Source organism: Streptomyces cadmiisoli (assembly GCF_003261055.1).
Taxonomy (GTDB): Bacteria; Actinomycetota; Actinomycetes; order Streptomycetales; family Streptomycetaceae; genus Streptomyces; species Streptomyces cadmiisoli.
The window spans coordinates 8091487-8112728 of sequence record NZ_CP030073.1 but is presented as its reverse complement, the minus strand read 5'-3'; the positions used below and the strand labels follow the sequence as shown (position 1 = coordinate 8112728).

The 21242-nt window shown below is 71.2% G+C and carries 16 protein-coding genes and 1 pseudogene; 6 read left to right on the top strand and 11 right to left on the bottom strand.

Annotated features, from left to right (window positions below):
* Window positions 1-179: 179 nt before the first annotated feature.
* Complete coding sequence (locus tag DN051_RS35735) at window positions 180-1727, bottom strand: FG-GAP-like repeat-containing protein (protein WP_162625032.1); 1548 nt, start codon at window positions 1725-1727, stop codon at window positions 180-182.
* A gap of 264 nt (window positions 1728-1991) precedes the next feature.
* Here DN051_RS35735 and sigK point away from each other — a divergent pair.
* Both sigK and DN051_RS35725 read left to right on the top strand, forming a co-directional pair.
* Window positions 1992-2604: pseudogene (gene sigK, locus DN051_RS35730) on the top strand (ECF RNA polymerase sigma factor SigK).
* Window positions 2601-3338: an anti-sigma factor gene (locus DN051_RS35725; protein ID WP_112440785.1), complete on the top strand. Its 738-nt coding sequence runs from the start codon at window positions 2601-2603 to the stop codon at window positions 3336-3338. The pseudogene sigK and the gene DN051_RS35725 overlap by 4 nt, the downstream one beginning before the upstream one ends.
* A gap of 248 nt (window positions 3339-3586) precedes the next feature.
* Here the strand turns inward: DN051_RS35725 and sbnA are convergent, their stop codons facing one another.
* The 6 genes from sbnA to DN051_RS35695 form a co-directional block, all read right to left on the bottom strand.
* Entirely contained in the window at window positions 3587-4609 is a 1023-nt protein-coding gene (sbnA, locus tag DN051_RS35720; RefSeq protein ID WP_053762414.1) for a 2,3-diaminopropionate biosynthesis protein SbnA, read from the bottom strand.
* 53 nt (window positions 4610-4662) lie between these two features.
* A complete protein-coding gene (gene sbnB / locus DN051_RS35715; protein ID WP_112440783.1) occupies window positions 4663-5733 on the bottom strand; it encodes a 2,3-diaminopropionate biosynthesis protein SbnB in 1071 nt (356 codons plus the stop codon).
* Window positions 5730-6764 carry a TauD/TfdA family dioxygenase gene (locus DN051_RS35710; protein WP_053762416.1) on the bottom strand — a complete coding sequence of 345 codons (1035 nt, stop codon included), beginning with the start codon at window positions 6762-6764 and terminating at the stop codon, window positions 5730-5732. The genes sbnB and DN051_RS35710 overlap by 4 nt, the downstream gene beginning before the upstream one ends.
* 58 nt (window positions 6765-6822) lie before the next feature.
* Complete coding sequence (locus tag DN051_RS35705; protein WP_112440781.1) at window positions 6823-9504, bottom strand: non-ribosomal peptide synthetase; 2682 nt, start codon at window positions 9502-9504, stop codon at window positions 6823-6825.
* Window positions 9504-11993 carry a Pls/PosA family non-ribosomal peptide synthetase gene (locus DN051_RS35700; protein WP_112440779.1) on the bottom strand — a complete coding sequence of 830 codons (2490 nt, stop codon included), beginning with the start codon at window positions 11991-11993 and terminating at the stop codon, window positions 9504-9506. The genes DN051_RS35705 and DN051_RS35700 overlap by 1 nt, the downstream gene beginning before the upstream one ends.
* A 419-nt stretch (window positions 11994-12412) precedes the next feature.
* Window positions 12413-12799 carry a winged helix-turn-helix transcriptional regulator gene (locus DN051_RS35695; protein WP_112440777.1) on the bottom strand — a complete coding sequence of 129 codons (387 nt, stop codon included), beginning with the start codon at window positions 12797-12799 and terminating at the stop codon, window positions 12413-12415.
* A gap of 92 nt (window positions 12800-12891) precedes the next feature.
* Here DN051_RS35695 and DN051_RS35690 point away from each other — a divergent pair, with 92 nt between their 5' ends.
* From DN051_RS35690 to DN051_RS35680, 3 genes are all read left to right on the top strand, one after another.
* Entirely contained in the window at window positions 12892-13791 is a 900-nt protein-coding gene (locus DN051_RS35690; protein WP_162625031.1) for an LLM class flavin-dependent oxidoreductase, read from the top strand.
* Window positions 13788-15089 (top strand): FAD-binding oxidoreductase, encoded by a 1302-nt coding sequence (locus DN051_RS35685; RefSeq protein WP_112440773.1) that lies wholly within the window; start codon window positions 13788-13790, stop codon window positions 15087-15089. Before DN051_RS35690 ends, DN051_RS35685 begins: the two co-directional genes overlap by 4 nt.
* Before the next feature lie 147 nt (window positions 15090-15236).
* On the top strand, window positions 15237-15884 hold the full coding sequence (locus DN051_RS35680; protein ID WP_053762420.1) for an FMN-dependent NADH-azoreductase: 648 nt from the start codon (window positions 15237-15239) through the stop codon (window positions 15882-15884).
* 82 nt (window positions 15885-15966) lie between these two features.
* Here the strand turns inward: DN051_RS35680 and DN051_RS35675 are convergent, their stop codons facing one another.
* Complete coding sequence (locus tag DN051_RS35675; protein WP_112440771.1) at window positions 15967-16800, bottom strand: oxidoreductase; 834 nt, start codon at window positions 16798-16800, stop codon at window positions 15967-15969.
* A gap of 224 nt (window positions 16801-17024) precedes the next feature.
* On the opposite strand from DN051_RS35675, the gene DN051_RS35670 reads away from it, so the two are divergent.
* Window positions 17025-17498: a MarR family winged helix-turn-helix transcriptional regulator gene (locus DN051_RS35670; RefSeq protein ID WP_112440769.1), complete on the top strand. Its 474-nt coding sequence runs from the start codon at window positions 17025-17027 to the stop codon at window positions 17496-17498.
* 135 nt (window positions 17499-17633) lie between these two features.
* Here DN051_RS35670 and DN051_RS35665 read toward each other — a convergent pair whose 3' ends face one another.
* The 3 genes from DN051_RS35665 to DN051_RS35655 form a co-directional block, all read right to left on the bottom strand.
* Window positions 17634-19517, bottom strand: coding sequence for a LamG-like jellyroll fold domain-containing protein (locus DN051_RS35665; protein ID WP_112440767.1), 1884 nt, complete (start codon window positions 19515-19517; stop codon window positions 17634-17636).
* Between the two features lie 438 nt (window positions 19518-19955).
* On the bottom strand, window positions 19956-20519 hold the full coding sequence (locus DN051_RS35660; RefSeq protein ID WP_199314760.1) for a MarR family winged helix-turn-helix transcriptional regulator: 564 nt from the start codon (window positions 20517-20519) through the stop codon (window positions 19956-19958).
* A gap of 73 nt (window positions 20520-20592) precedes the next feature.
* Window positions 20593-21240 carry a DedA family protein gene (locus DN051_RS35655; RefSeq protein ID WP_112440765.1) on the bottom strand — a complete coding sequence of 216 codons (648 nt, stop codon included), beginning with the start codon at window positions 21238-21240 and terminating at the stop codon, window positions 20593-20595.
* Window positions 21241-21242 lie beyond the last annotated feature (2 nt).

Here is a 21242-nt window from a genome sequence, read left to right as displayed (position 1 = left end):
GCAGTCAATGGCCGTGACGGACTCGGGCGAATCCGTGAACACGAGCTGAGCGCCGATGATTTGACGGTTCGTCATGATTCCTCGCCGCCGCGTTCCGGTCGACGGCGACCACGAACAAGGACCCGTGCGAGCGGCCGCCGACCCGCAGTCGTCGGCGGCCGGTCGCACCGGATCGGGTGTCAGTCGTCGAAGGCGGCGCCCAGGTACGCCTGCGCGGCCACGGCCCCCAGGGAACCCGGGCCGAACGAGACGGAGCCCGTCCCGGTCACCTGTGAGGCGCCGGCCGGCAGGACCCACACCCCACCGGCCCGGGTGTTCTCACCCGGACCGCCGACGAACAGGTCCGCCCGGCCGTCCCCGTTCGTGTCCGCCAGCCGGACAGCGGCACCGAAGGCGTCCCGAGCCTCGGCCCTCCCGGGCACCGAAGCCGTGCTCTGGGTGAAGGACCTGGCGCCCGCACCGGTCAGGCCCGAGGCGGTGCCCAGCAGGACGGTGACCGAGCCCGCGTCGGCCGCCGTCCCCACGGCCTCACCTGCCGCGCCGACCGCGAGATCCGGCCGACCGTCGCCGTTCACATCGCCGAGGGACAGGCTGCCGCCGAATTCGTCCGTCTTCTCGGGCGTGCCCGGGACACCGGCGGTGCCCTGGTGGAGGAACGGGCGCGCAGCCCGGGTGTCCGGCCCCGAAGCACTGCCGGGCACGATCTCCACGGCGCCGCCGAGAGAGTTGACGTCGTCGGTGCCCCGCATGTCCTCGTCGTCGGCGCGGCCGAGCACGACCTCGGCGTGGCCGTCGCGGTCGAGGTCGCCCACCGCCACGGCCCGGCCCCCGTCGAGGTGCTCGCCGGTGGTGGCGTCCTTCAGGGTCCGCGCCGCGGTGAGCCCGGAACGGCTGCCCTCCAGGTACTGCACGAGCCGAGGGCCGTGGTACGGCAGTTCTCCCGAGCCGTGCGAGACGACGGCGAGCAGATCGCTGATGCCGTCGCCGTTCACGTCGCCCGCGGCGAGCGCGGGGCGGTTCCACAGCACGTCCGGTGAGCCGCCCACCTCGACGTCCATGGTCTCCGTGCGGGCCGGCCCCGTGGTCCGGCCGATAGGCCCGTACGCGACGGTGGTACCGGTGGCCAGGTCCGGTCGGCCGTCTCCGTCGAAGTCGCCCGCAGTCAGCGCCTCGCCCAGGTACTGACCGTACTCCGTGCCCTTGACGACGGTGGCCCCGGAAAGCCCGCCGGGACCGCCCCACAGCACGGTGAGGCTGCCGGCCTCCTGGAGTGTGCCGGCGTCCTCGTACGGCGAACCTGCGACGAGGTCGGTGTAGCCGTCGCCGTCGAGGTCACCGGTCGTCAGCGCGGTGCCGAAGTTGTCGCCCTCTTCCGCGCCGCCCGGTATTCCGGGCGAGTCCTGGTGGTAGACCTTCCTGGCCGCGGCGTCCAGCCCTGCCGACTTGATGCCGTAGGACACGGCGATGTAGCCGGCCCCGGTCCTGCCGCTCACCGTCCCCTGCGGCGCCGCGGTCGCCACATCCGCGACACCGTCGCCGTTGAAGTCGTTCCGCTCGGCGCCCGACGCGTTCCCGCCGGCCGGGGCGGACGGCAGATCCGCCCACGCGGCGGGTGCGGTCGCGGCGGTGGCCGCCATGGCCACGGCGACGGCCGCCGTGATGAGAAGTGCGCGCTGGGGCACCCGTTCCTCCTGCTCAGAGTCGACGCCGAGGTGTCCTGTGATCACCTTCGGCCCGTACACCCCCGCAAGACTCGCCGCGGATCCGAAAAGTTGTGCGGTGTACAACTCCTGTTCACCTCGCAGAATCCGTCGAAGTACGGCAGGTTCGCCGATCCTCGGACGCCGCGGCTCCGAACAACTGACAGGGCCTCGTTCGCCCCCGCTCCGGCCGCCTCCAGCAGAAAGGTGAAATCTGTCAGGCGGACGGCTCCGGACGAGGTGCGCTCCCCGCGAACCGAGGCCACTGTCGAGCAGAGCTGAGGAGCGGCCATGGAGCGTGGAGACGACTCGGGCGCGCACGGCGACGCGCCGATCCGGCGGACTCGGTCACCGGACGATGCCCGGGTCGACGATCTGCTCCTGCGCGCCGCCGAGGGCGACGAGCAGGCGTTCGCCGGGGTGTACGACGCGCTGGCGCCGCCGGTGATGGGACTGGTCTGCCGGGTGCTGAGGAACGAGGCGCAGGCGGAGGAGGTGACGCAGGACGTCATGGTGGAGGTGTGGCGCACCGCCGGCCGGTTCCCGGGCGGAGCGGGGCGCCGCCCGCGTCTGGGTGCTCACCCTCGCCCACCGCAGGGCGGTGGACCGCGTGCGGTCGGTGGCGGCGAGCCGGGCCCGCGAGCTGCGCGACTGGGCCCTGGAGCACGAGCGGCCCTTCGACCCGGTGGCCGAGGAGGTCGAGGTGCGCGAGGACTACCGGATCGTGTTCCGCTGTCTGTCGGAGCTGGCCGCGCGTCTGCGGCTGCCCCTCGTCCTCGCCTACTACGAGGGCCTGACGTACGCGGAGGTGGCCGATTCCCTGGCCACACCCGTCGGCACCGTCAAGTCCCGCATGCGCCAGGGGCTGCATCGCCTGCGCGAGTGTCTGGAGAGAGCGTCATGAGCGGCTCCGACGACCCGCACGCCGACGTGGGCGCCTACGTCCTGCACGCTCTGCCCCCGGGCGAGGAGGCCGCCTTCGAGAACCACCTGGCGGGCTGCGCGGCGTGCCGGCGCGAGGCGGCGGAGATGGCACGGACCGCCGCCCGGATGGGCGCCGCCGAGGCCCGGCCCCCCTCCCCGGACCTGCGCGGCGTCGTCCTCGAACGGATCGCGGCCGTCCGCCAGGAGCCGCCCGCCCCCGCACCGCGGCAGCGTCGGCGGCAGCGGGTCCTCGGGTTGGCGCTCGCCGCGTGCCTGGCGGCCGCCACCGCTCTGGGCGGAGTCGTCCGGTGGCAGTACTCCGAGGCCGAGACAGCACGCCGGCAGGTCGCCGAGGTCCGCGCCGAGGCCGGGACGCTGGCCGATGTGGTGACCGCGGCCGACGCCACGATCAGCACCTCCGCACTGCCGCACGGCGGGACGGCGAGCGTGATCGCCTCCCGGGCCCAGGGCCGGACCGCGTTCATCGCCTCGGGCCTGCCGGCCCTCGGTCGTGACCGGGTCTACGAACTCTGGTACGCGTACGAGGGCAGCTACCGTCCCGCCGGTCTGCTGCCCGCCGCGGGCGGCCGTCAGGCACGCGTCCTCGACGGGCGGCTCGGGGAGTCCACCGCCGTCTGCGTCACTGTCGAGCCGGCCGGCGGCTCACCGCAGCCGACCACCGAACCGATCGCCAGGATCCCGGTGGCCGCCTGAGGACGGCTGGACGCGTCACCCGGCGCCCACCGTTCACGGTGTGCCGGCGACCGCGACGGTCTGCGGCCCGCGCTCGGACCGTCGTCACCTGCGTCGCCCGCCCGGCCACCGCGACCGTCCACCACCGGGTACGGACGCACCGGTCCGCCGCCGGAACCGACGTTCCGGCGGCGGACGGTGACGAATCTGCCGGGCTCCCGCCGGGGCCGCCGACCCGCCTTGCACGGACCGGCCCGGCGGGTCGCCCCTCAGCTGGGCCGGCCGTGCACCGTGCTCGGCTCACGGGCCGTGGTACCCGGGGCCGCCGGCGCCTCCTGGGCGAGGAAATCGGCACCGTAGAGTGCCTGCACCCAGTTGGTCTGGTAGATCGTGTCGAGGTAGCGCTCACCGAGGTCGGGGGCGATCGCCACCGTGGTGAGGCCGCGGGAGTCGTGCCGGTCCAGCCAGCTCATCGCCCCGCTGACCACCGTGCCGGTGGAGCCGCCGAAGAGGAAGCCCCGCTTGGCCAGTTGCCGGCAGGTGCGGATGGTGTCGGTCTCCTCGACGTGCACCGCCTCGTCCACGTACGACTCGTCCAGCAGCGGCGGCCGGACGCTCATACCGAGGCCGGGGATCATACGGCGGCCCGGCGGGTCGCCGAAGATGGCGGAGCCGACGCTGTCCACGGCGACGATCCGCACCGGCCGGTGCCAGGACCGGAACCAGCGTGCGCACCCCATCAGGGTGCCGGTGGTGCCGACACCGATGAACAGCACGTCCAGCTTCGGGAAGAAGCGGGCGATGGCCGGAGCCGTTCGGCGGTAGTGCGCCTTCCAGTTCTCCGGGTTGGTGTACTGGCTCAGCCACACGTACCGGTCGTCCGCGGCACACAGGCTGCGCACGTACTCCAGCCGTGCTCCCAGCAGGCCGCCCCCGGCGGCGTGCTCATGGGCGATGACGTGCACCTGGCTGCCGAGCGCCTCCATCATCTGTCGGGTGGCAAGATTGCAGCGGGAGTCCGTCACACAGACGAACCGGTAGCCCTTGCTTGCCGCGATCATGCTCAGGGCCACCCCGAGATTGCCCGACGAGGACTCCACCAGGATCGAGTTGCGGGTGAGGACTCCGCGCCGTTCGGCGGACTCCACCATCTCGGTCGCGGCCTTCAGTTTGATCGAACCGGCGAAGTTGAATCCCTCGCACTTGAGGAACAGGCGGCGTCCGAACATCGACTCGAGGTCGATGTACAGATCCTCCTCGTTGAAGGCCTCGGGAACGGATATGACTGGCACGATGGCCTCCGAGTCTGTGACCGGAACGCCGGCCGAACGGTGCTGTGCCGTCCTCAGCCGTGCCGGCGCAGTTCGTGGAAGAAGTTGTCGATGATCCGTAGTTCGCCGGAACGGGCCACCTCCTCGTAGACGAACTTGCCGACCGCGAGGTCGAGCACTCCCAGGCCGAACGGTGAGAACACGACGGGTCGGTCGGCGGGCACGGTCACCCGGCCGGCCATCACGTCGTCCAGCGTGCCGAGCAGGAAGTCACGGTTTCCGGTGAGGTCTTCCGTGAGCGCCGGTGACGTCGCCGCCCTGAGGCAGTGGTCGACGTCGTCGACGACGTTCGCGGCGGACAGCAGCACCTGCGGCGCGAGGTCGCGCAGGGACACGTGCAGCACCACCGGGTTGTGGCGGAACCACGAGGGTTCGTCGATGTGCGGCCGGTCGGCGACGGTGGCGAAGACGATCAGGTCGCTGTTGCGGATCAGTTCTTCCGCGCTGCCGTGCACGGTGACGCGCCCGGCGGCTCCGGACTGCTCCAGGTAGGTCCGGAATCCCGCCGCGCTGTCGGTGGACAGATCGTGCACACCGACGGCGTCGAAGGACCAGCCGGTGCCCTCCAGGTACGTGTGGATGTACCGGGCGATCAGACCGGCTCCGACGAACCCGAGGCGGGTCGGGCGCGGGCGCCCGCTGCTGAGCCGGTCGGCGGCCGCCGCGGCGGACGCGGCGGTCCTGACGGCGCTGATGATCGAGCTCTCCAGACAGGCGTAGGGATAGCCCGTGCCGGGGTCGTTGAGGATCAGCACGGCCGACGCCCTCGGGATGCCCGACTCGACGTTGGCGGGGAAGCTGGAGATCCACTTCAGGCCGTCCACCTGGTTCTCGCCGCCGAGTGAGGCGGGCAGGGCGATGATCCGTGAGGAGGGCCGGTCGGGGAAGCGCAGGAAGTAGGACGGCGGATTGACCGTACGGCCGGCCCCGTGCAGGCGGTAGGTCGCCTCGACCACCTCGACCACGGCCTTCTCACGGCCTTCGAGCACGTTCTTGACCTCGTCCCCGGGGATGACCGCGAAGGACGGGACGGCCGGCGTCCCGGCCGGGGCCGCGTGCTCGGGAGCGGGACGTACTGCGCTCATGCCGCCGCCCTTCCCGTCGCTGAGGGGCGGTCCGGTCGCACCGGGTCCGCCAGGGCCACCACCACATCCCGCGGTCCTTGGTACGCCTCGCGGCTGTGAGCAGTGCGGATGTTGTCCACGAGCATCAGGTCTCCGGAGTTCCAGGGGCGACGCACGGTGTGCGCGTCGTAGACGGTGTTGATCTGCTCGACGACCTCGCGGGGCACGGGGTCTCCGTTGCCGTAGCGGGTGTTGAAGGGAAGGCCGTCGGGGCCGTACTCCTCGACGAGGAACTCCCGCACCTCGGGGGCCATCGTCCACTCGTTGAGGAAGGCGATCTGGTTGAACCAGCAGCGCCGGCCGGACTCGGGGTGCCGCACCACGGCGGGCCGGTGCTGCCGGGTCCGCAGCGAGCCGTCCGGCTGCCAGGACCAGTCGATGGCGTTGGCGCGGCAGTACGCCTCGACGGCGTCGTGGTCGTCGGTGCCGAAGGACTGGCTCAGCGTGGCACCGATCTCGTCGTTGTAACTGCGGGTGAGCAGCCAGCCCTCCCGTTCGAACCGGTCGACGAGTTCGGCCGGCAGCGCCTCCAGCACGGCGGCCGAGTCGGCCACGGCGGTGGCGCCGCCCTCGGTGGGCGGCTCGAGGCACGCGAACAGCAGCAGGCTGGGGCACTCCAGCGTGTAACTGAGTTCGTGGTGCATGCACATGGGCTGGTTGGGCGGCCATGCCGACGACGAGTAGACGCCTTCGGCGTGACGGTCGCGGGCGGCGAACGCCTCCCGTTCGGTCACGGGTCGGTCGGCCACCTGGTGCAGGACCGCTTCGACGTCCGCCGGTGTGCGCAGACCGAGCCCCTGGACCGTGACGACGCCGTGCTCGGCGACCAGGTCGCGCAGTCTGTCGCGCCGGACGCCCACCCAGGCCGCGGCGTCCGAGACGGCCTCGGCCTGAAGGACCGGCGGCGCGCCGGGGGCCGGAGGGGTGGTGCTCCCGGCGTTCTGAGCCGGCGCCTCGGGGGCCGGGCGTTTGCGGAACAGTGCGGACAGCATGTGGTTTCTCCTCGGGATGCGCGGGTTCAGGGGGCGGCCGGCGCGGCGGGGGCCCGGATCAGGGTCTCGGCGACTTCGGCCGGGCGGGTGCGCGGGACGTGGCGGCCACCGGTGGGGAGGTGTCCTCGGCGGGTGTCGCGGTCCGGTCCGATGTCCGGGTGCCGGCCGGACCGGACGTCCGGGTGTCGAGGAGACGGGCCAGGTCCGCCAGGACCGGATGGCTGGTGAGGTCGGGCAGGGAGATCAACCGGTCCAGGGACACCGCGAGGCGGACGGCGGACAGGGAGGTGCCGCCCAGGTCGAAGAAGCTGTCGTCCCGGCCGACGCGGTCCGGCGGTACACCGAGGACCGACGCGAACTTCTCCGCGAGCCGCCGCTCGGTCGGCGTCCGGGGCTCCTGGCGGGCTTCGCCGGTCGTAGCGAGTTCGTCCGCCAGCGCGGTCAGCGCCTTCTTGTCGATCTTGCCGTTGGCCGTGAGCGGCAGTCGGGCCACCTGGTGGAGGACGGCCGGGACCATGAATTCGGGCAGCAGGTCCCCGAGGCGCGCACGGACTTCCTCGGTGGTCAGGGTGCCGTCCTCGCTGGTGCAGAACGCGGCCAGTTGCCTGCTGTGCCCCTCTCCCGTCACCACCACCGCGCCGTCACGGACGCCGGGGACCCGGAGCAGCGTGTTCTCGATCTCACCGATCTCGACGCGGAATCCGCGGATCTTGACCTGTGCGTCCCTTCGGCCGAGGTATTCGAGCTTCCCGTCGGGCAGCCAGCGGCCGAAGTCGCCGCCCTGGTAGAGCCGCTGACCGGGACGGTGGGGGTCGGCGAGATAGGCGAGCCGGGTGCGCTCGGCGTCGTTGACATAGCCGCGGCCGACGCAGACGCCGGAGAAGACGATGGCTCCGGGGGCGCCGAGCGGGACCGGCATCAGCTGGTCGTCGACGACATAGACGCGCACGTTGTGCACGGGCGGGCCGAGCGGGACCCGGTCGCCGACGGGCGCCCGGTCCATCACCTCGTGATTGGTGTCGTCGGACGTCTCGGTCAGTCCGTAGGCGTTGACCAGTCGGATCGCGGGCCCGGAGGTGAACCACCGCTGGGCCAGCTCGCTCTTGAGCGCTTCCCCGGTGACCGACACGCAGCGCAGGTCCGGCAGGTCGCGGGGGCTGCGTTCGAGCGCGGACAACAGGACGTCGAGGTAGGAGGGCACGACCTGGAGCACGGTGACCCGGCCTTCGGCGATCGTGTCGAGGAACCGGTCGGCGTCGAGGATCGCCTCCTGCTCGATCAGCAGGGTCCGACCTCCGGTCAGCAGTCCGGACAGCAACTGCCACAGCGAGATGTCGAAGCACTGCGAGGCGGTCTGCGCCACGACCGAACCGGCGTCCATCCCCAGGTCGTCGATCTTGGCGTAGAGGTGGTTGAGCAGGCCCGCGTGCTCACACATCGCGCCCTTGGGCTCACCGGTGGAGCCGGAGGTGAAGAACACGTACGCGAGCCCGTTCGCCGGCACGTCGACGCCCGGGTCGGTTCCGTCGGTGGCCTGCTCGGTGATGTCCGGGATGTGCAGCGTTCGGGTGCCGGACAGCGGCTCCAGCGCCGGTTCCAGGTTCGTGGTGGCGCCCGGCTCGGTGAGCACGAAGCGGCAGCCTGCCCGGGTGAGCATGGTGGTGATGCGGCCGGGCGGGTAGTTCGGATCGACGGGCAGGTAGGCACCGCCCGCCTTGAACACGGCGAGCACGCCGGCGAGCCAGTTCAGGTCGCGGCCGGTCACCACCGCGACCGTGTCCTCGGGCCGCAGCCCTTCGGCGAGCAGGGCCCGGGCCAGTCGGTTGGCCCGCACGTTCAGTTCCCCGTACGTCCACTGCCGGTCACGGTGCACGGCGGCGACGGCGTCCGGCCGGCTGCGGGCGCGCTCCTCGAAGAGTTCGTGGCAGCGCCGGTCGGGGAGCTCGCGGTGCGGTCCGGCGAGCCCGTCGATCTGGAAGCGGATCTCCTCGTCGGACAGCAGCGTGTGCTGGTCGTGCGGTACGTCGGGGTTGTCGGCGATCCGTTCGAGCGCGGTGAGGTGGTAGCCGGCGATCCGGGTCGCGGCGTCCGCGTCCATCGCGTCGGTGCGGTAGCGCACGCGCAGGGCGCTGCCCGCGTCCTCCTCCAGCACGGTCACGGTGAGGACGGTGCCGCTCGCGCCCGCGGGACCGCGGCCGGTCGGGTCGAACACGACCTCCGGGCGTTCCGCGGAGCCGTCGGCGCCCGGTGGCGCGGCCTTCGGGGAGGAGGGCAGTCCCGATTCGGCCCGGTGGGACGCCAGCGCCAGCCGCCGCCAGGTGCCCGTCTCGACGGTCAGCTCGATGTGCAGGGGGACGGTGGACTCGCCGGACAGCAGGCCGGTGCGGACGACGGGGTCGCCGGAGAGGGCGGCGAGCACCTTGGCGTGCGCGGCGAGGTGGACCGCGGACAGGGGCACGCCGATCTGGCGGGCCCGCCGGTGCAGTGTCGCCGTCACGTCCGCGGGGACGGGCACCATGTGCTCGGCGGTGCCCGGCACCGGGGAGAGCGTCCAGCGCGGTACCGCGCTGAAGCCGCCCTCGGCGGGTGTGCCGCCGCCGGGCGCGGCACCCTCGGTCCGTGCGGCGTCCTCGGCCCGGGTCGTGTCGTCGGCCCGTGCCGAGTCGTCGACCGCGGCTCCCCCGCCGGATCCCGCTTCGCCGTGGGGTCGGCCGTCGGTCAACGCCGTCGCCCTTGCCATCACGCTTCACCACCACCTTCGAGTGCGGGGCGAGCCGGATTTCCCGCCCAGCGCGCGCGCTCGGGGACCACCTCGCCCTTCATGAGAAAGGAGTCCGTCGCGAGCACGGCACCGTCGCCGATCCGCACTCCGTAGTGCACATAAGCTCCGACGCTGAAGGTGCAGCCGGAGCCGATCTCGACGCGGTCCGACTTGAACGCGCCGTCCTCCTGCGAGTGGCACTGGATGACGGTTCCCGCGTTGATCGTGCAGTTGTCACCGATCCGCACCATCCAGCGATCGGTGAGGTGGCAGCCGTCGTCGAACAGCCTGGTGCCGACGTCGGCTCCGAGCATCCGCCACACGAATCCCTTGAACGGCGTGCCGTTGAGGACCTGGAGATACGTTTCCGCAGGAACTTTCCAATACCGTTCCCGCTGCCAGAAGCGGCGGTCGTAAATGGAGCAGAACAGCGGTCCCGGACGATGCCGGACGGCCACGATCCGTTCGACCACGACGAAATAGAAGACCGTGAAGGGCAATGCGAGGGCATTGGCCAGCGCGACGGTCGTCGTGCCCCACCGGGCGTACAGGCTCGCCGCGGTCGAATAGAGCGCCGCGACGCAGAAGAGGTACAGCCAGGCGACGAACAGCGTCCACGCCACCGTGGCGGCGTTGTGCCGGTTCTTTCCCGCCAGGCCTCGACGCAGTCCGTCTCCGCCGGCCACTTCGTCGAAGGTACTGTCCCGCACCACTGACCGCGGGATCTCGAAACTGGGAGATCCCAGCAGTCCCACGTCGTGCCGGACCGGGCCGTCGACGGGGACCATCACCTTGGTCGCCAGGAGGCAGTTGTCACCGGTTCTGCCGCGCGCGGGGTAGGAGATCCGGTTCCCGAGGAAGTTGTGCGCCCCGATCTCGATCCGCGAGACACGGAAGGACGTGCTGGAGTAGTCGGCGTTCATCAAAGACAGGCCGTCGGCGACCATCGTCCCGCTGCCGACCTTGCTGGCGAAGGGGCTCTCGTGCTTGACCCCGGTGCCGAAGTTCGACCCGGACTGCTCCACGTGCCGGAGGTCGTAGCCGATCCAGCGCAGGTAGTACACGATGGCGCTGCTGTCGCCGAACAGGCGCGTGAGGAAGCGGCTGTTGGTCAGCAGGAGGATCGCCCGGTGCACGCCATGATGGAAGCCGTACAGCGGATACGTCCGGCCCAGGGTGACGAACCGGGCGAGCAGCCGCGGGACGGTTGCCATGAGGACGAGGGAGGCGGGCAACGCGAGGGCGAAGCCCACGACCGTCACCACGAACAGGTCCCCGTAGTAGTTCCAGCCGATCGCGGAGGTCTGCTCCCGCAGCATCGCGTTGCTCGCCAGGACGCGCGTGAGCAGCACGTCCAGACAGCCCACCGCCAGCGGGACGTACACCGTCACCAGGACCAGCAGCAGGAGCACTCCGTGGACCGCACGGCGCAGAGTGCCGCAGCGGGCGGCCTCCAGCGGCTGGAACTCGGCGTCCGTGGGCTCGCCCGGTGATCCGTGCCAGCGCTCGCCGTCCGGGACCTGCTGACCGGTGTGCAGCGAGGAGGCGTGGCCGAGCTGGGACCCGTCGCCGAGGCGGGTGCCGATGTCCAGCACCGTCGCCTCGCTGACGACCGCGTCCCGGCCCAGGGTGACCGGACCCGTCTCGATCACGCCGTCATGTGCGTGGTAGCAGCTGATCAGCGAATCCTTGCGGACCACCGTGTTCTCGCCGATCGTCAGCAGATCGGTGCAGACGGGCACGCTCCGCGACAGGAAGGTCACTCCCCGGCCGACCCGGGCGCCCAGCGCCCTGAGGTAGAGCGGGTACAGCGGCGACCCGGCGAACAGTCGGGCCGGGCTCGACCGGACCAGGGTCCTGACCAGCCAGAAGCGGACGTAGGGCAGACTCCAGATGCGGATCCGCTGCGGTTTCCACCGGCCGATCAGCAGCCACTTCATGACGATGGGCAGCGCGCACAGGACGACCAGCAGAACGGCGCCGAACACGACGGACCGCGCGTAGCTCGCCAGCACGCTCTTTCCGCCCGCGATCCATTCGTAGCCGCGCGTGGTGATGACGGCGACGAGGGAGGCGTAGCCGAGATAGCACAGCGCCTGCAGCACGCCGCAGAGCACGAAGTGGGGCCGGCCGATCGGCTCGGCGGGCGGCCGGGTGTCGAGGGCGGTGATCGGTGGTGCGCCGAGGTCCGTGTCCTGCGGCGTACCGCCGGCCAGCGCGGCGACCAGTGCGCTGATGGTCGGATACCGGTAGATGTCGCGCATCGACACCGACGGCAGGTCGGGGCGCTTCCTGACACGGGCGCAGAAATGCGCCATGACCAGGGAGTCGGCCCCGAGGTCGTTGAAGAAGTGGCTGTCGAACGGCACCTCGTCCAGCTTGGCGACGTCCGCGAGCAACCCGGCGAGCGCGACTTCCGTGTCCGGGACGGCGGCAGTCTCCACTGCCTTCAGCTGCTGTCCCGTCATCGGCACTCCTCCGGCTGGCTTCCGCCGACCGTCCTGCCACGTATTCGTTGCCAAGGGGATGAGGTATGAAGGTGCCGGGCGGCTTCTTGCATCGTGAGCACCCCGTCTCGATAGGTGACACCGACTCTGTGAGCCCTGGTGCCGATCGCCGGATACCTCTCACATCGCCCGGCCAGGCACGGGTGGTCTGTGTCGCGCCACCGCTCACTGCGCCGCCGTGCCCGTCGCCCGGGGCAACGCCCCGGCGCGCACTGGCGCGTCCGGGGCGGCACAGCGCATACCTGGACCGGGCAACCGACGTCGAGGACCTGACAGAGGCAGTGATCGCCCTGAGCTCCGCTGCCGATTACTCAGCCATGGTCATCGTGCCTCGGCTGTGGCGCGCTCGCCACGCGAGGAGATCCAAAGGCGGTCCCCGGTCAGTGCGGGAGTTGCACCGGCGCGGTCGTCGCGCCCACGCCCACGGCCCCGATACCGGCCGCACGCTGCCTGCTCCACTGCGCCAGGGGTTGCAGCGCGTCGATGAGGGACTGCCCTGTGTCGGTGAGGGCGTAATGCACCTGAACGGGTGTGGTCGGAATCACGGTGCGCTCGATGATGCCCAGCTTCTCCAGTTCCTTCAGCCGCTGGGACAGCAGCCGGTCGGAGATGCCGTCGATCACGCCCCGGTACTCACCGAAGCGCCGCGCACCGTGCTCCGCGGCGACCAGGATCGCGCCCACCCAGCGACGTCCGACCAGCTCAAGAGCCTCTTGGAGACTCGGGCACGAGTCGTCGTGGATGGAACTGCGCTCGAGCTGCGACACCTGACGATCTCCCTTCACACACTTACTTACTAAAGATTAGCAACTCACCGGCCTTTTGCCCGGTGGGGACGGCTGCCCGCACCGTGGTGGACATGACCGACTACGGACACCGCCTGTCGTTCGGCTTGAGCCTCACCCCGGCAGCGGACGCCTTCGAACAGGCTCAGCGACTCGCCCGCCGGGCCGACGACGACGGACTGGACTATCTCGCCGTCCAGGACCACCCCTACCAGGCCGGCTACCTGGAGACCTGGACGCTGATCAGTCACCTGTCGGCGTCGACGAGCCGCATCTCCTTCATGACCGATGTCGCCGATCTGCAGCTGCGGCCGCCCACGATGCTCGCCAAGGCGGCCGCTTCGCTGAGCCTCATCACCGGCGGCCGGGTGCAGCTCGGTGTCGGCGGCGGCGCCTTCGCCGAAGCAATCGCCTCGATGGGCGGCCTGCCGCGACGCGGCGAGAAGATGGTGGCCTTCACCGAGGAGTCGCTGCACCTGATGCACCAGGCGCTCGCCGGTGGCGTGGTGCGGATGCAGACCGCTCATCACGCGGTAACCGGCTACCACGCCGGCCCCCGGCCGCCCGCGCCGGTGCAGCTGTGGCTGGGTGCCCAGAAGAACCGGATGCTCGCGGTGACCGGCCGCTCGGCGGACGGCTGGATCTCCCCGCTGAACATCTATGTGCCTCCCGAGGAGGTGCCCTGGCGCCAGCAGCTCATCGACGACGCCGCGACGGCGGCGGGACGCGAGCCGAGTTCCGTGCGGCGCATCTACAACGTCATCGGCACGATCGGCGCGCACGGCGAGGGTCCGGGGCTGAACGGGTCCGCCGACATGTGGGCGGAGACGCTCAGCGACTGGGCGGTGCGGCTGGGCTTCGACACCTTCGTCTTCTGGCCGGCCGCCGACGCCGAGGAGCAGCTCTCCCTCTTCACTTCGGAAGTGGTTCCGGCCGTACGCGCACGTGTGGCGTCCCTCCGAGGGCAGCGATGACGACGGAGGGCACGGTGCCGGCCGAGCTGTCCGGCAAGCTGATCACTCCGTCCGACAGCCGCTACGGAGCGTACCGGTCCACGTACACCACGGTGGGCCGTCCGGCTGTCGTGGTGGTGCCGGAGTCCGCCCGCGACGTCGCGGCGGCCCTGGAGCTGGCGCGGGAGCGCGGACTCGCCGTGGCCGTGCGCAGCGGCGGGCACGGACTGGCCGGCAGCGCGACCAACACCGGAGGGCTGGTCATCGACCTGCGGCGCATGAGCCGCGTGCACGTGATCGACCGCGCCCAGCGCCTGGTACGGGTCGAGGCGGGCGCCCGCTGGGCGGAGGTCGCGCAGGAACTGACGCCGCACGGACTCGCCATCAGTTCGGGCGACCACGGCAACGTCGGCGTGGGTGGTCTGGCGACGGCGGGCGGCATCGGCTGGCTGGTCCGGCACTACGGGCTCACCGTGGACCGGATCCGCGCCGTCGAGGTGGTGCTGGCCGACGGTTCCGTGGTGCGCGCCGACGCCCGTGACGAGCCCGACCTGCTGTGGGTGATGCGCGGTGCGGGCGCCGGCGCGGGCATCGCGGTGGCCTTCGAGATCGAGGCCGTCGAGCTGCTCAACGTGGGGTACGCGCAGCTCGTCGCCCGGGTCGACGCCGAGGGCCGGGTGCTGCGGCGCTGGGACTCCGCCATGAAGGAAGCCCCCCGAGAGCTCTCGACCGCGGTGACAGTGTCCTCCCAGGGATCGATGACCGCGGCGTTCATCACCGCGATCGTCGCCACCGACAGCACGGACGCCATCCGCCGGGCGCTCGAACCCCTGCTCGGCATCGGTGACGTGACACTCCAGCAGGCAGTCGTGGCCCCGTACACGAGCCTGGTCCCGCCCCAGCATCTGCACCCCAACACGGGCCAGATGCCCTCCACCACCACCAACGGGCTGCTGACCACGATCACGCCCGCCGCGGCCCGCGCCATCGTGGGAACGGCGAGCGGATCCACGCCCGTACTGGTCCAGATGCGGTCGCTCGGCGGCGCCACCCATGACCTCGCTCCGTCGGCCACCGCCTACGCGCACCGGCATCAGCGGACCCTCGTGGTCGCCTCGACCTTCCCGCCGTACAACCGCAGGACCCTGGCCACCGCCTGGCGGCCCGTCGCCGCTCAGGCGGACGGCGCGTACGTGAACTTCGAGAGCCACCCCGACGAGGCCACGTTCGACCTCGCCTACCCGGGGCCGACCGGCGTGCGCGTCACCGAACTGTGGAAGCGCTACGACCCCGAGGGCGTCCTCCGCCCCGGCAAGTAGACCGGGCCCCCTTCACCGGCCGCACTCCCACCGTGCCGCCGAGGACCGCCGCCGAGCCGGCGGACCCCCTCCAGACCCGGAGGACGGATCTCCATCGCGCCGGTCCTCCGCATGCAAAGAAATCTGTACTCAGGAGACATCACAGACATGGCACACCTGCTGCACATCGACTCCAGCATCCAGGGCGACCAGAGCGTCAGCCGGAAGCTGACCGCGCGTGCCGTCGAGGCGTGGAAGGCGGCCAACCCAGGCGGGTCGGTCACCTATCGTGACCTGGGCAGCAACCCGCTGCCCCACCTCGACAGCACGACCGCGCACGCCGGTTTCGTCGCGCCGGACGACAGGACGCCCGCGCAGGCCGCCTCCTGGGCTCTGGTCGAAGAGGTCGTCGGGGAGATCAAGGACGCCGACACCATCGTCCTCGGCCTTCCGCTCTACAACTACGGCGCGCCCAGCAGCGTCAAGGCCTGGGTGGACCACCTGATCGCCCCGGGGCTCTCTCTCGACCCGGAGACCCGTGAACCGCTCCTCGGCGGCCGGGAGTTCCTGGTGATCGCCACGCGTGGTGGCGGCTACGGCGCCGGTACTCCCCGCGAGGGCTGGGACCACGCCGAACAGTGGCTGCCGCACGGTGTGTCCATGGCGGGCCTGGAGCCGGAGTTCATCATCGCCGAACTGACCCTGGCTCACGTCACCCCCGCCATGTCGGAGTTGATCCCGCTCGCGGAGAAGAGCCTGGCGCGCGCCGAGGAGGACATCGACGCACGGTGGGCACGGGGTCCGCTCGCCGCGTGAGTCACCCCGCCCGCCGGGGTTTCCCGGCGGGCGGAACCCCACCGGCCGGGAAACTCCGGCGTCGGACCGTGCCGGACCGGCCTCACACGTCGGTGAAGTCGGTGCTCCGGGTCACGTGCTCCCAGGCGTCGCGCTCGTCCTGCGTCGACTTGGCCGCCTCGTTGAGCCGGTCGACGGTGTCGTTGCCGAACGCCAGCCGCAACGGCGTCCTCTCGTCGGCCAGCGCGGACACGATCGCGGTGGCGATCTTCACGGGGTCGCCCGGCTGCCTGCCCGTGACCTCCTCCACGTGGGCCCGCAGACCGCCCACCGTGGCCTCGTAGTCGGCGATGCGTGCGGACTCGCTGATCGCCGCACCGGCGAAGTTCGTCCGCATCGCTCCCGGCTGTGCGATCAGCACTTTGATCCCCAGCGGTGCGACCTCCTGGGCCAGCGAGATGGACAGGCCCTCCAGAGCGAACTTGCCGGCCGAGCAGGCCGACATCCCCGGCACCGATATCTGCCCGCCGAGGCTGCTGATCTGGACGATCGCGCCGCTGCGCCGCTCGCGCATGTGCGGCAGGACCGCCCTGGTGAGCGCGGCGGGGCCGAAGAAGTGGAGCTCCATCAGCGGCCGGAGCTCGGCCTCCGTGGTCTCCTCGACGGCACCGATGTGGCCCCGGCCGGCGGCGTTGACGAGCACGTCGATCCGTCCGTACCGCTCGATGACGCCGTCCACGACCGCCTCGACGCGCTCCGGGTCCGTGACGTCCATACCGACCGCCTGAGCCCGGCCGGGGTGGGCGGACGCCAGTTCCCCGGCACCCTCGGTGCGGCGATCGGCCAGCACGACCGTGTCACCGGCGTCCAGCGCCACCCGCGCGATTTCACGACCGAGCCCCGAGGCCGCGCCCGTGACCAACCAGATTCGTCCCATGACGATCTTCCTCTCACATCCGAAACGAAAGGGTGACGTGTCACCCTTGATGTAGCGGGATGATGCCTCACCCTTCGGAGGCAGGGCAACGACAAGAGATGGATGACACATCATCCTGTAGGTCCGGTTCAATGGCCGGTCAGTGGTGGACGTGGCCGCCGGGCGGGTTCCGTCCGCGCCGCGCCCCCAGGTGGACACGTCATCCCCTTGCTAAACTTCGGCGCATGACCGATCCCGCGGAGCTGAGCGAGCGTGAGCGCCGCGCCTGGCACGGATTCCTCACCATGCAGGAGGACCTTCGCCGCCATCTGAACCGGCAACTCCTCCAGGACTCGGGCCTGTCACTGCCGGACTACGCGGTGCTGAGCACCCTGGCCATGCAACCGGACGAGTCACTGCGGGTCTTCGAACTGCGCGAGCGCCTCCGATGGGAGAAGAGTCGCCTCACCCACCAGATCTCGCGGATGATCTCGCGCGGGCTGCTCGAACGGCGGACCTGCGCCGAGGACACCCGGGGCAGCCATGTCGCCCTCACCCCGCAGGGGCGTGAGTCGATCAGCAAGGCCACGCCCCTGTATCTGGGCGACGTGCGCCGCACCTTCCTCGACGCGGTCAGCCCGCGGCAACTCGACGCGCTGGCCGCCCTGTCCGAGGCGGTGCTGGAGAACATCAGGGAGCGGGAATCGGCGGGCGACTGATCGAAACGGACGCGCGGAAGGGTGACGCGTCGCCACCCTTGGTCGAAAAACTGACGGCCGACCATGGCTGGCGCCATGGTCGGCCGTCGTTCGTTCCCGCCGCCCCGGAACCCCGTCGGGCGGCGGGCACCGACGTCACTCGCCGGGGAACATGAAGTCCTTCGGGCTGAGGGCGCGGTCGACGATCCGGGTGTCGCCGATCCAGCCGTAGAAGCCCTGGCCGTACTTCTCCGCGAACTGGGTGCCGCCGATGACGAACGGCTTGCCCATCGTCTCGATGCCGGTGGCCGGCTGGGACGGGTTGCGGGCGATCTTCGAGCCGTCCACGTACATCACGGTGCGCCGGCCGTCGTTGACCAGGGCGATGTGGGTCCAGCGGCCCACGGGCAGGGCGTGGCTCCACGAGGTGGGGTCGGCGTCCTGCACGTCCGGGTAAAGGACGAACTGGAGGAACCGCTCCGGCGTGACGTTGAGGCTGCAGGTGGGTTCCTCCTTCGACCATCCCGTGGTCTTGCCCGCGTCGCCGTTGCGGCCTTCCCAGCTCAGGATGCCCATCCAGGCGTGGTCGCCCTCGAACGGCTCCGGCAGCTTGATGAACGTCTCGATGGTGAAGCCGGCCCGGAACTTCATGCCGTTCAGGGGTGCCGTGGGCTTCGTGGTGAGGATCGCGCCCCGGTCCGGCTGCTTGCCGCCGTCGAAGCGCAGGCTGGCGTGGGCGGGCTGGTCGACGTGGTGGTCGCCGGACCAGGTCAGGACCTCGGCGGCGCTGGTGTGCAGCAGCCGCACGGCCAGGTCGTTGCCGTTCCCGCTCAGGTCGCGGGCCACCGTGCCCGCGGAGACGGGGGAGCCGGGGCGACCGGCACCGTCCAGTCCGTCCTTGTCGAAGCGCCAGTAGGCCACCGTGCCGCGCGGCATCACGCGGTGCGCCGGGCGCGGCTTCGGCGGGACGACCGGGGCGAAGCCCTCGAAGCGGTCCGCGAAGTCGATCGGGAGGCTGAAGCGGTCCGTCGAACCGGTCAGTTCGAGGTTCTCCGCGCCCAGCGGAGTCCGCTTGGCCGGGTCCCGGCTGAGGAACCAGGGTGCGAACGTCTCGACGTCGATGACGTTGCGGACCATGTCGAAGGCGTAGAGCCGGATCATTCCGGCGCCACCGTAGTAGCGGTCCTGGTAGTTGGTGATGTGCACGTGCACGTCGTGCCCGGCGTCGTTGGTGAGCACCGTGCGTCCCGGCGGCCAGTAGTGGCCGCCCAGCGCCAGGAAGATCTGGTCGTTGCCGCGGACGATCCTGTCCCAGAGCCGCTGTCCGTTGCCGGACAGGTGCGCCTCACCGTCGTCGCCGGCCCAGGCGATGTCGTGAGTGGTCAGGATGGTGGGAAGGGTCGCGTGCTTGTCGAGCACGCCCTGCGCCCAGGCCAGGCCCTTGTCGGAGGCCCGCCAGTCCAGGGCCAGCACCAGCCATTCCCGGTCCGCGGCCCGAAGCACGTGGTAGCTGTTGTAGCCGTCGGGGGAAGCCCCGCCGAAGGTCGGCATGCCGCTGAACCGCTTGGGCCCGAACGCCCTCAGGTACGCGGTGTCGCCGCGCTGGTCGTCCGTGCCGCCCGCGATGTCGTGGTTGCCCGCGAGCACGCTGTAGGGGACCTTGCCGTGGATGGTCCGGAAGGTGTCCGCGGCGAGTTCGATCTCGTCTTCCGTACCGTGCTCGGTCACATCGCCGAGATGCGTCATGAAGGCGATGTTCGCCTCCGCGCGCTCGGACACCAGGTACTGGAAGGTCGCCGTCAGCGGCTGCGGGTCGGCGCTGTCGGCGTCGAAGAGGTACTGCGTGTCCGGGAGCACCGCCAGCGCGAAGCGCGGGCTCTCCGTGTCGAAGCGGCCGCCCTGTACGCCGGGTCCGGAGGACGGCGCCGCACTGGCGGTACCGGCGCCCAGCACGGTGGCGGCGGCTCCAGCCGCGGGGACGGCGACCGCTGCCTGCAGCAGGCTGCGGCGTCCCGGTCCGGGGTCGGTCGAGTTGCTCATACGATCTCCACAAGTGCGTTGATTCATCACCCGTCGTCGAAGATCGTGAGCGCCGGTGGGAAGCGTTGGGCGAAGCGTTTCTGAACACCCGACACATGAAGGCGGTCTAGACCACCAACTGGGCGGCGTGTCGCGCGTCCGGCTGCCAGGATGCGGCCAGGCCCACGTGCGCCGCCGGCGACCGGGGCACGGTCGGGGGATGTTGAGGCCGCAGCCGGGGACCCGGCGCACGGAGCGAGGACCGCGCCGCGTCGCACGCACCGAGCGGTACTCGCGGGCGCGGCGTACCGGCCCGGCTTCCTCGGTGTCCCGGCCCCCTCGGATGCTGTCGAACGCCTCGTCGCGGGCCCGCACACCCTGGCCGGGTATCCGCAGTGGGCCTCCCCTGCCCTCGACGCCGTCGGGACGCGAGGCTTCGGCCCCGCGGCGGTCGCGGCGTCAGACGTTGGGGCGGGCTCGTCTGCGCGAGGCGCGCACGGGCTTGTCGGGGCCGCTCGGCTCTCCGGCCCGGTCACCGAGGAGAGTGCGTTCGATGGCGTCGACATCTCGTGCCATCACTGTGAGCATGTCCCGGAACGCGGTTTGCGACTTCTCGGGCAGGACGGAGAGCAGTTGCCGGTCGATCCGGTCGACCTGGGAGTGCAGTTCGTCCCAGAGTTCCGCGCCCCGTTCGGTGGCGACGATGTGGCGGCTTCTGCGGTCGGCGGGGTCCGGCTTGCGTTCGACGAGTCCGGCCTCTTCCAGGTCGTCGAGCAGATACGTCATCACCGTACGGTCGATGCCGAGCCGATCGGCGATGGCACGCTGGCTGCCGGCCTGCCCCCGGACGGCAGCCGCGAGGATGAAGTAGCCCCGCGGGCCACCGGGCAGGTCCGCCACGGTCGCCTCGACGGCCTTCGCGTACGCACGGAAGATCACACCGATGGCGAACCCGAACTCCTCCTCCAGCTGAGGAGCCCCGGTCGAAGAGTCTGCAGGACCACCCGCACGTTTCGAAGTCACGTCGGCCACCCTAGGACATGCCCGTCGGGCGGTTCTCCCGGGCGTGCCGCTCGCGAGGGCGTCCGCGGCCGGCCTACCCCGGTCCGGTCGGCTGACCCGGACGGACACTCGCGCCGCCGGCGGAGCGCCGGCGCCGCCTGAACGTCCGCAGTCCCGCGAGGATGGCCAAGGCGGCGACGGCGGCGGCGAGCACGCTGAGAAGGCCCGCTGAGTGCAGGAACTCGGTGGCGGCCGCGCCCGCGAAGTATCCGAGGAGCACGCTGCCGATCCCCCACACGATCGACGCGAGAGAGCTGAAGACGAAAAAGCGGCGGTAGGGCGTGGCGGACGCACCGGCGGCGAAGGGGAGAAAGGCCCGGACGAACCCGATGAACCGGCCGGTGAACACGGCCGTTCCTCCGTGTCTCACCAGGAACTCCTGTGACCGCCGCACATGCGGGTCCAGACGGGGTCGAGGCCGTCGTGCCTTCCTCGGACGTCGACGGCACCGGCGGCCCAGCGCGTACCCGGCGTTGTCACCGAGGATGCCCCCGGCCACCACGGCGACGGCGAGAGCCACCGGATCGAGGTCGCCCCGGCCGGCGAGAGCGGCGGCGAGGAGGATGACGGTCTCACCGGGAACCAGCAGGCCGACGAAGGCACTGGTCTCGCCGACCGTCACGGCGAACACGATGAGATACGACCACCAGCCGGCCGCTTCGATCAGGGCGTCGAGGTCCATGG

What these genes read in the sequence shown, in the direction of transcription:
- DN051_RS35725 (WP_112440785.1), top strand. Translation starts at nt 2,601, where the DNA reads ATGAGCGGCTCCGACGACCCGCACGCCGACGTGGGCGCCTACGTCCTG.
- sbnB (WP_112440783.1), bottom strand. Translation starts at nt 5,733, where the DNA reads ATGAGCGCAGTACGTCCCGCTCCCGAGCACGCGGCCCCGGCCGGGACG.
- DN051_RS35710 (WP_053762416.1), bottom strand. Translation starts at nt 6,764, where the DNA reads ATGCTGTCCGCACTGTTCCGCAAACGCCCGGCCCCCGAGGCGCCGGCT.
- DN051_RS35705 (WP_112440781.1), bottom strand. Translation starts at nt 9,504, where the DNA reads ATGGCAAGGGCGACGGCGTTGACCGACGGCCGACCCCACGGCGAAGCG.
- DN051_RS35700 (WP_112440779.1), bottom strand. Translation starts at nt 11,993, where the DNA reads ATGACGGGACAGCAGCTGAAGGCAGTGGAGACTGCCGCCGTCCCGGAC.
- DN051_RS35690 (WP_162625031.1), top strand. Translation starts at nt 12,892, where the DNA reads ATGACCGACTACGGACACCGCCTGTCGTTCGGCTTGAGCCTCACCCCG.
- DN051_RS35685 (WP_112440773.1), top strand. Translation starts at nt 13,788, where the DNA reads ATGACGACGGAGGGCACGGTGCCGGCCGAGCTGTCCGGCAAGCTGATC.
- DN051_RS35680 (WP_053762420.1), top strand. Translation starts at nt 15,237, where the DNA reads ATGGCACACCTGCTGCACATCGACTCCAGCATCCAGGGCGACCAGAGC.
- DN051_RS35675 (WP_112440771.1), bottom strand. Translation starts at nt 16,800, where the DNA reads ATGGGACGAATCTGGTTGGTCACGGGCGCGGCCTCGGGGCTCGGTCGT.
- DN051_RS35670 (WP_112440769.1), top strand. Translation starts at nt 17,025, where the DNA reads ATGACCGATCCCGCGGAGCTGAGCGAGCGTGAGCGCCGCGCCTGGCAC.
- DN051_RS35665 (WP_112440767.1), bottom strand. Translation starts at nt 19,517, where the DNA reads ATGAGCAACTCGACCGACCCCGGACCGGGACGCCGCAGCCTGCTGCAG.
- DN051_RS35655 (WP_112440765.1), bottom strand. Translation starts at nt 21,240, where the DNA reads ATGGACCTCGACGCCCTGATCGAAGCGGCCGGCTGGTGGTCGTATCTC.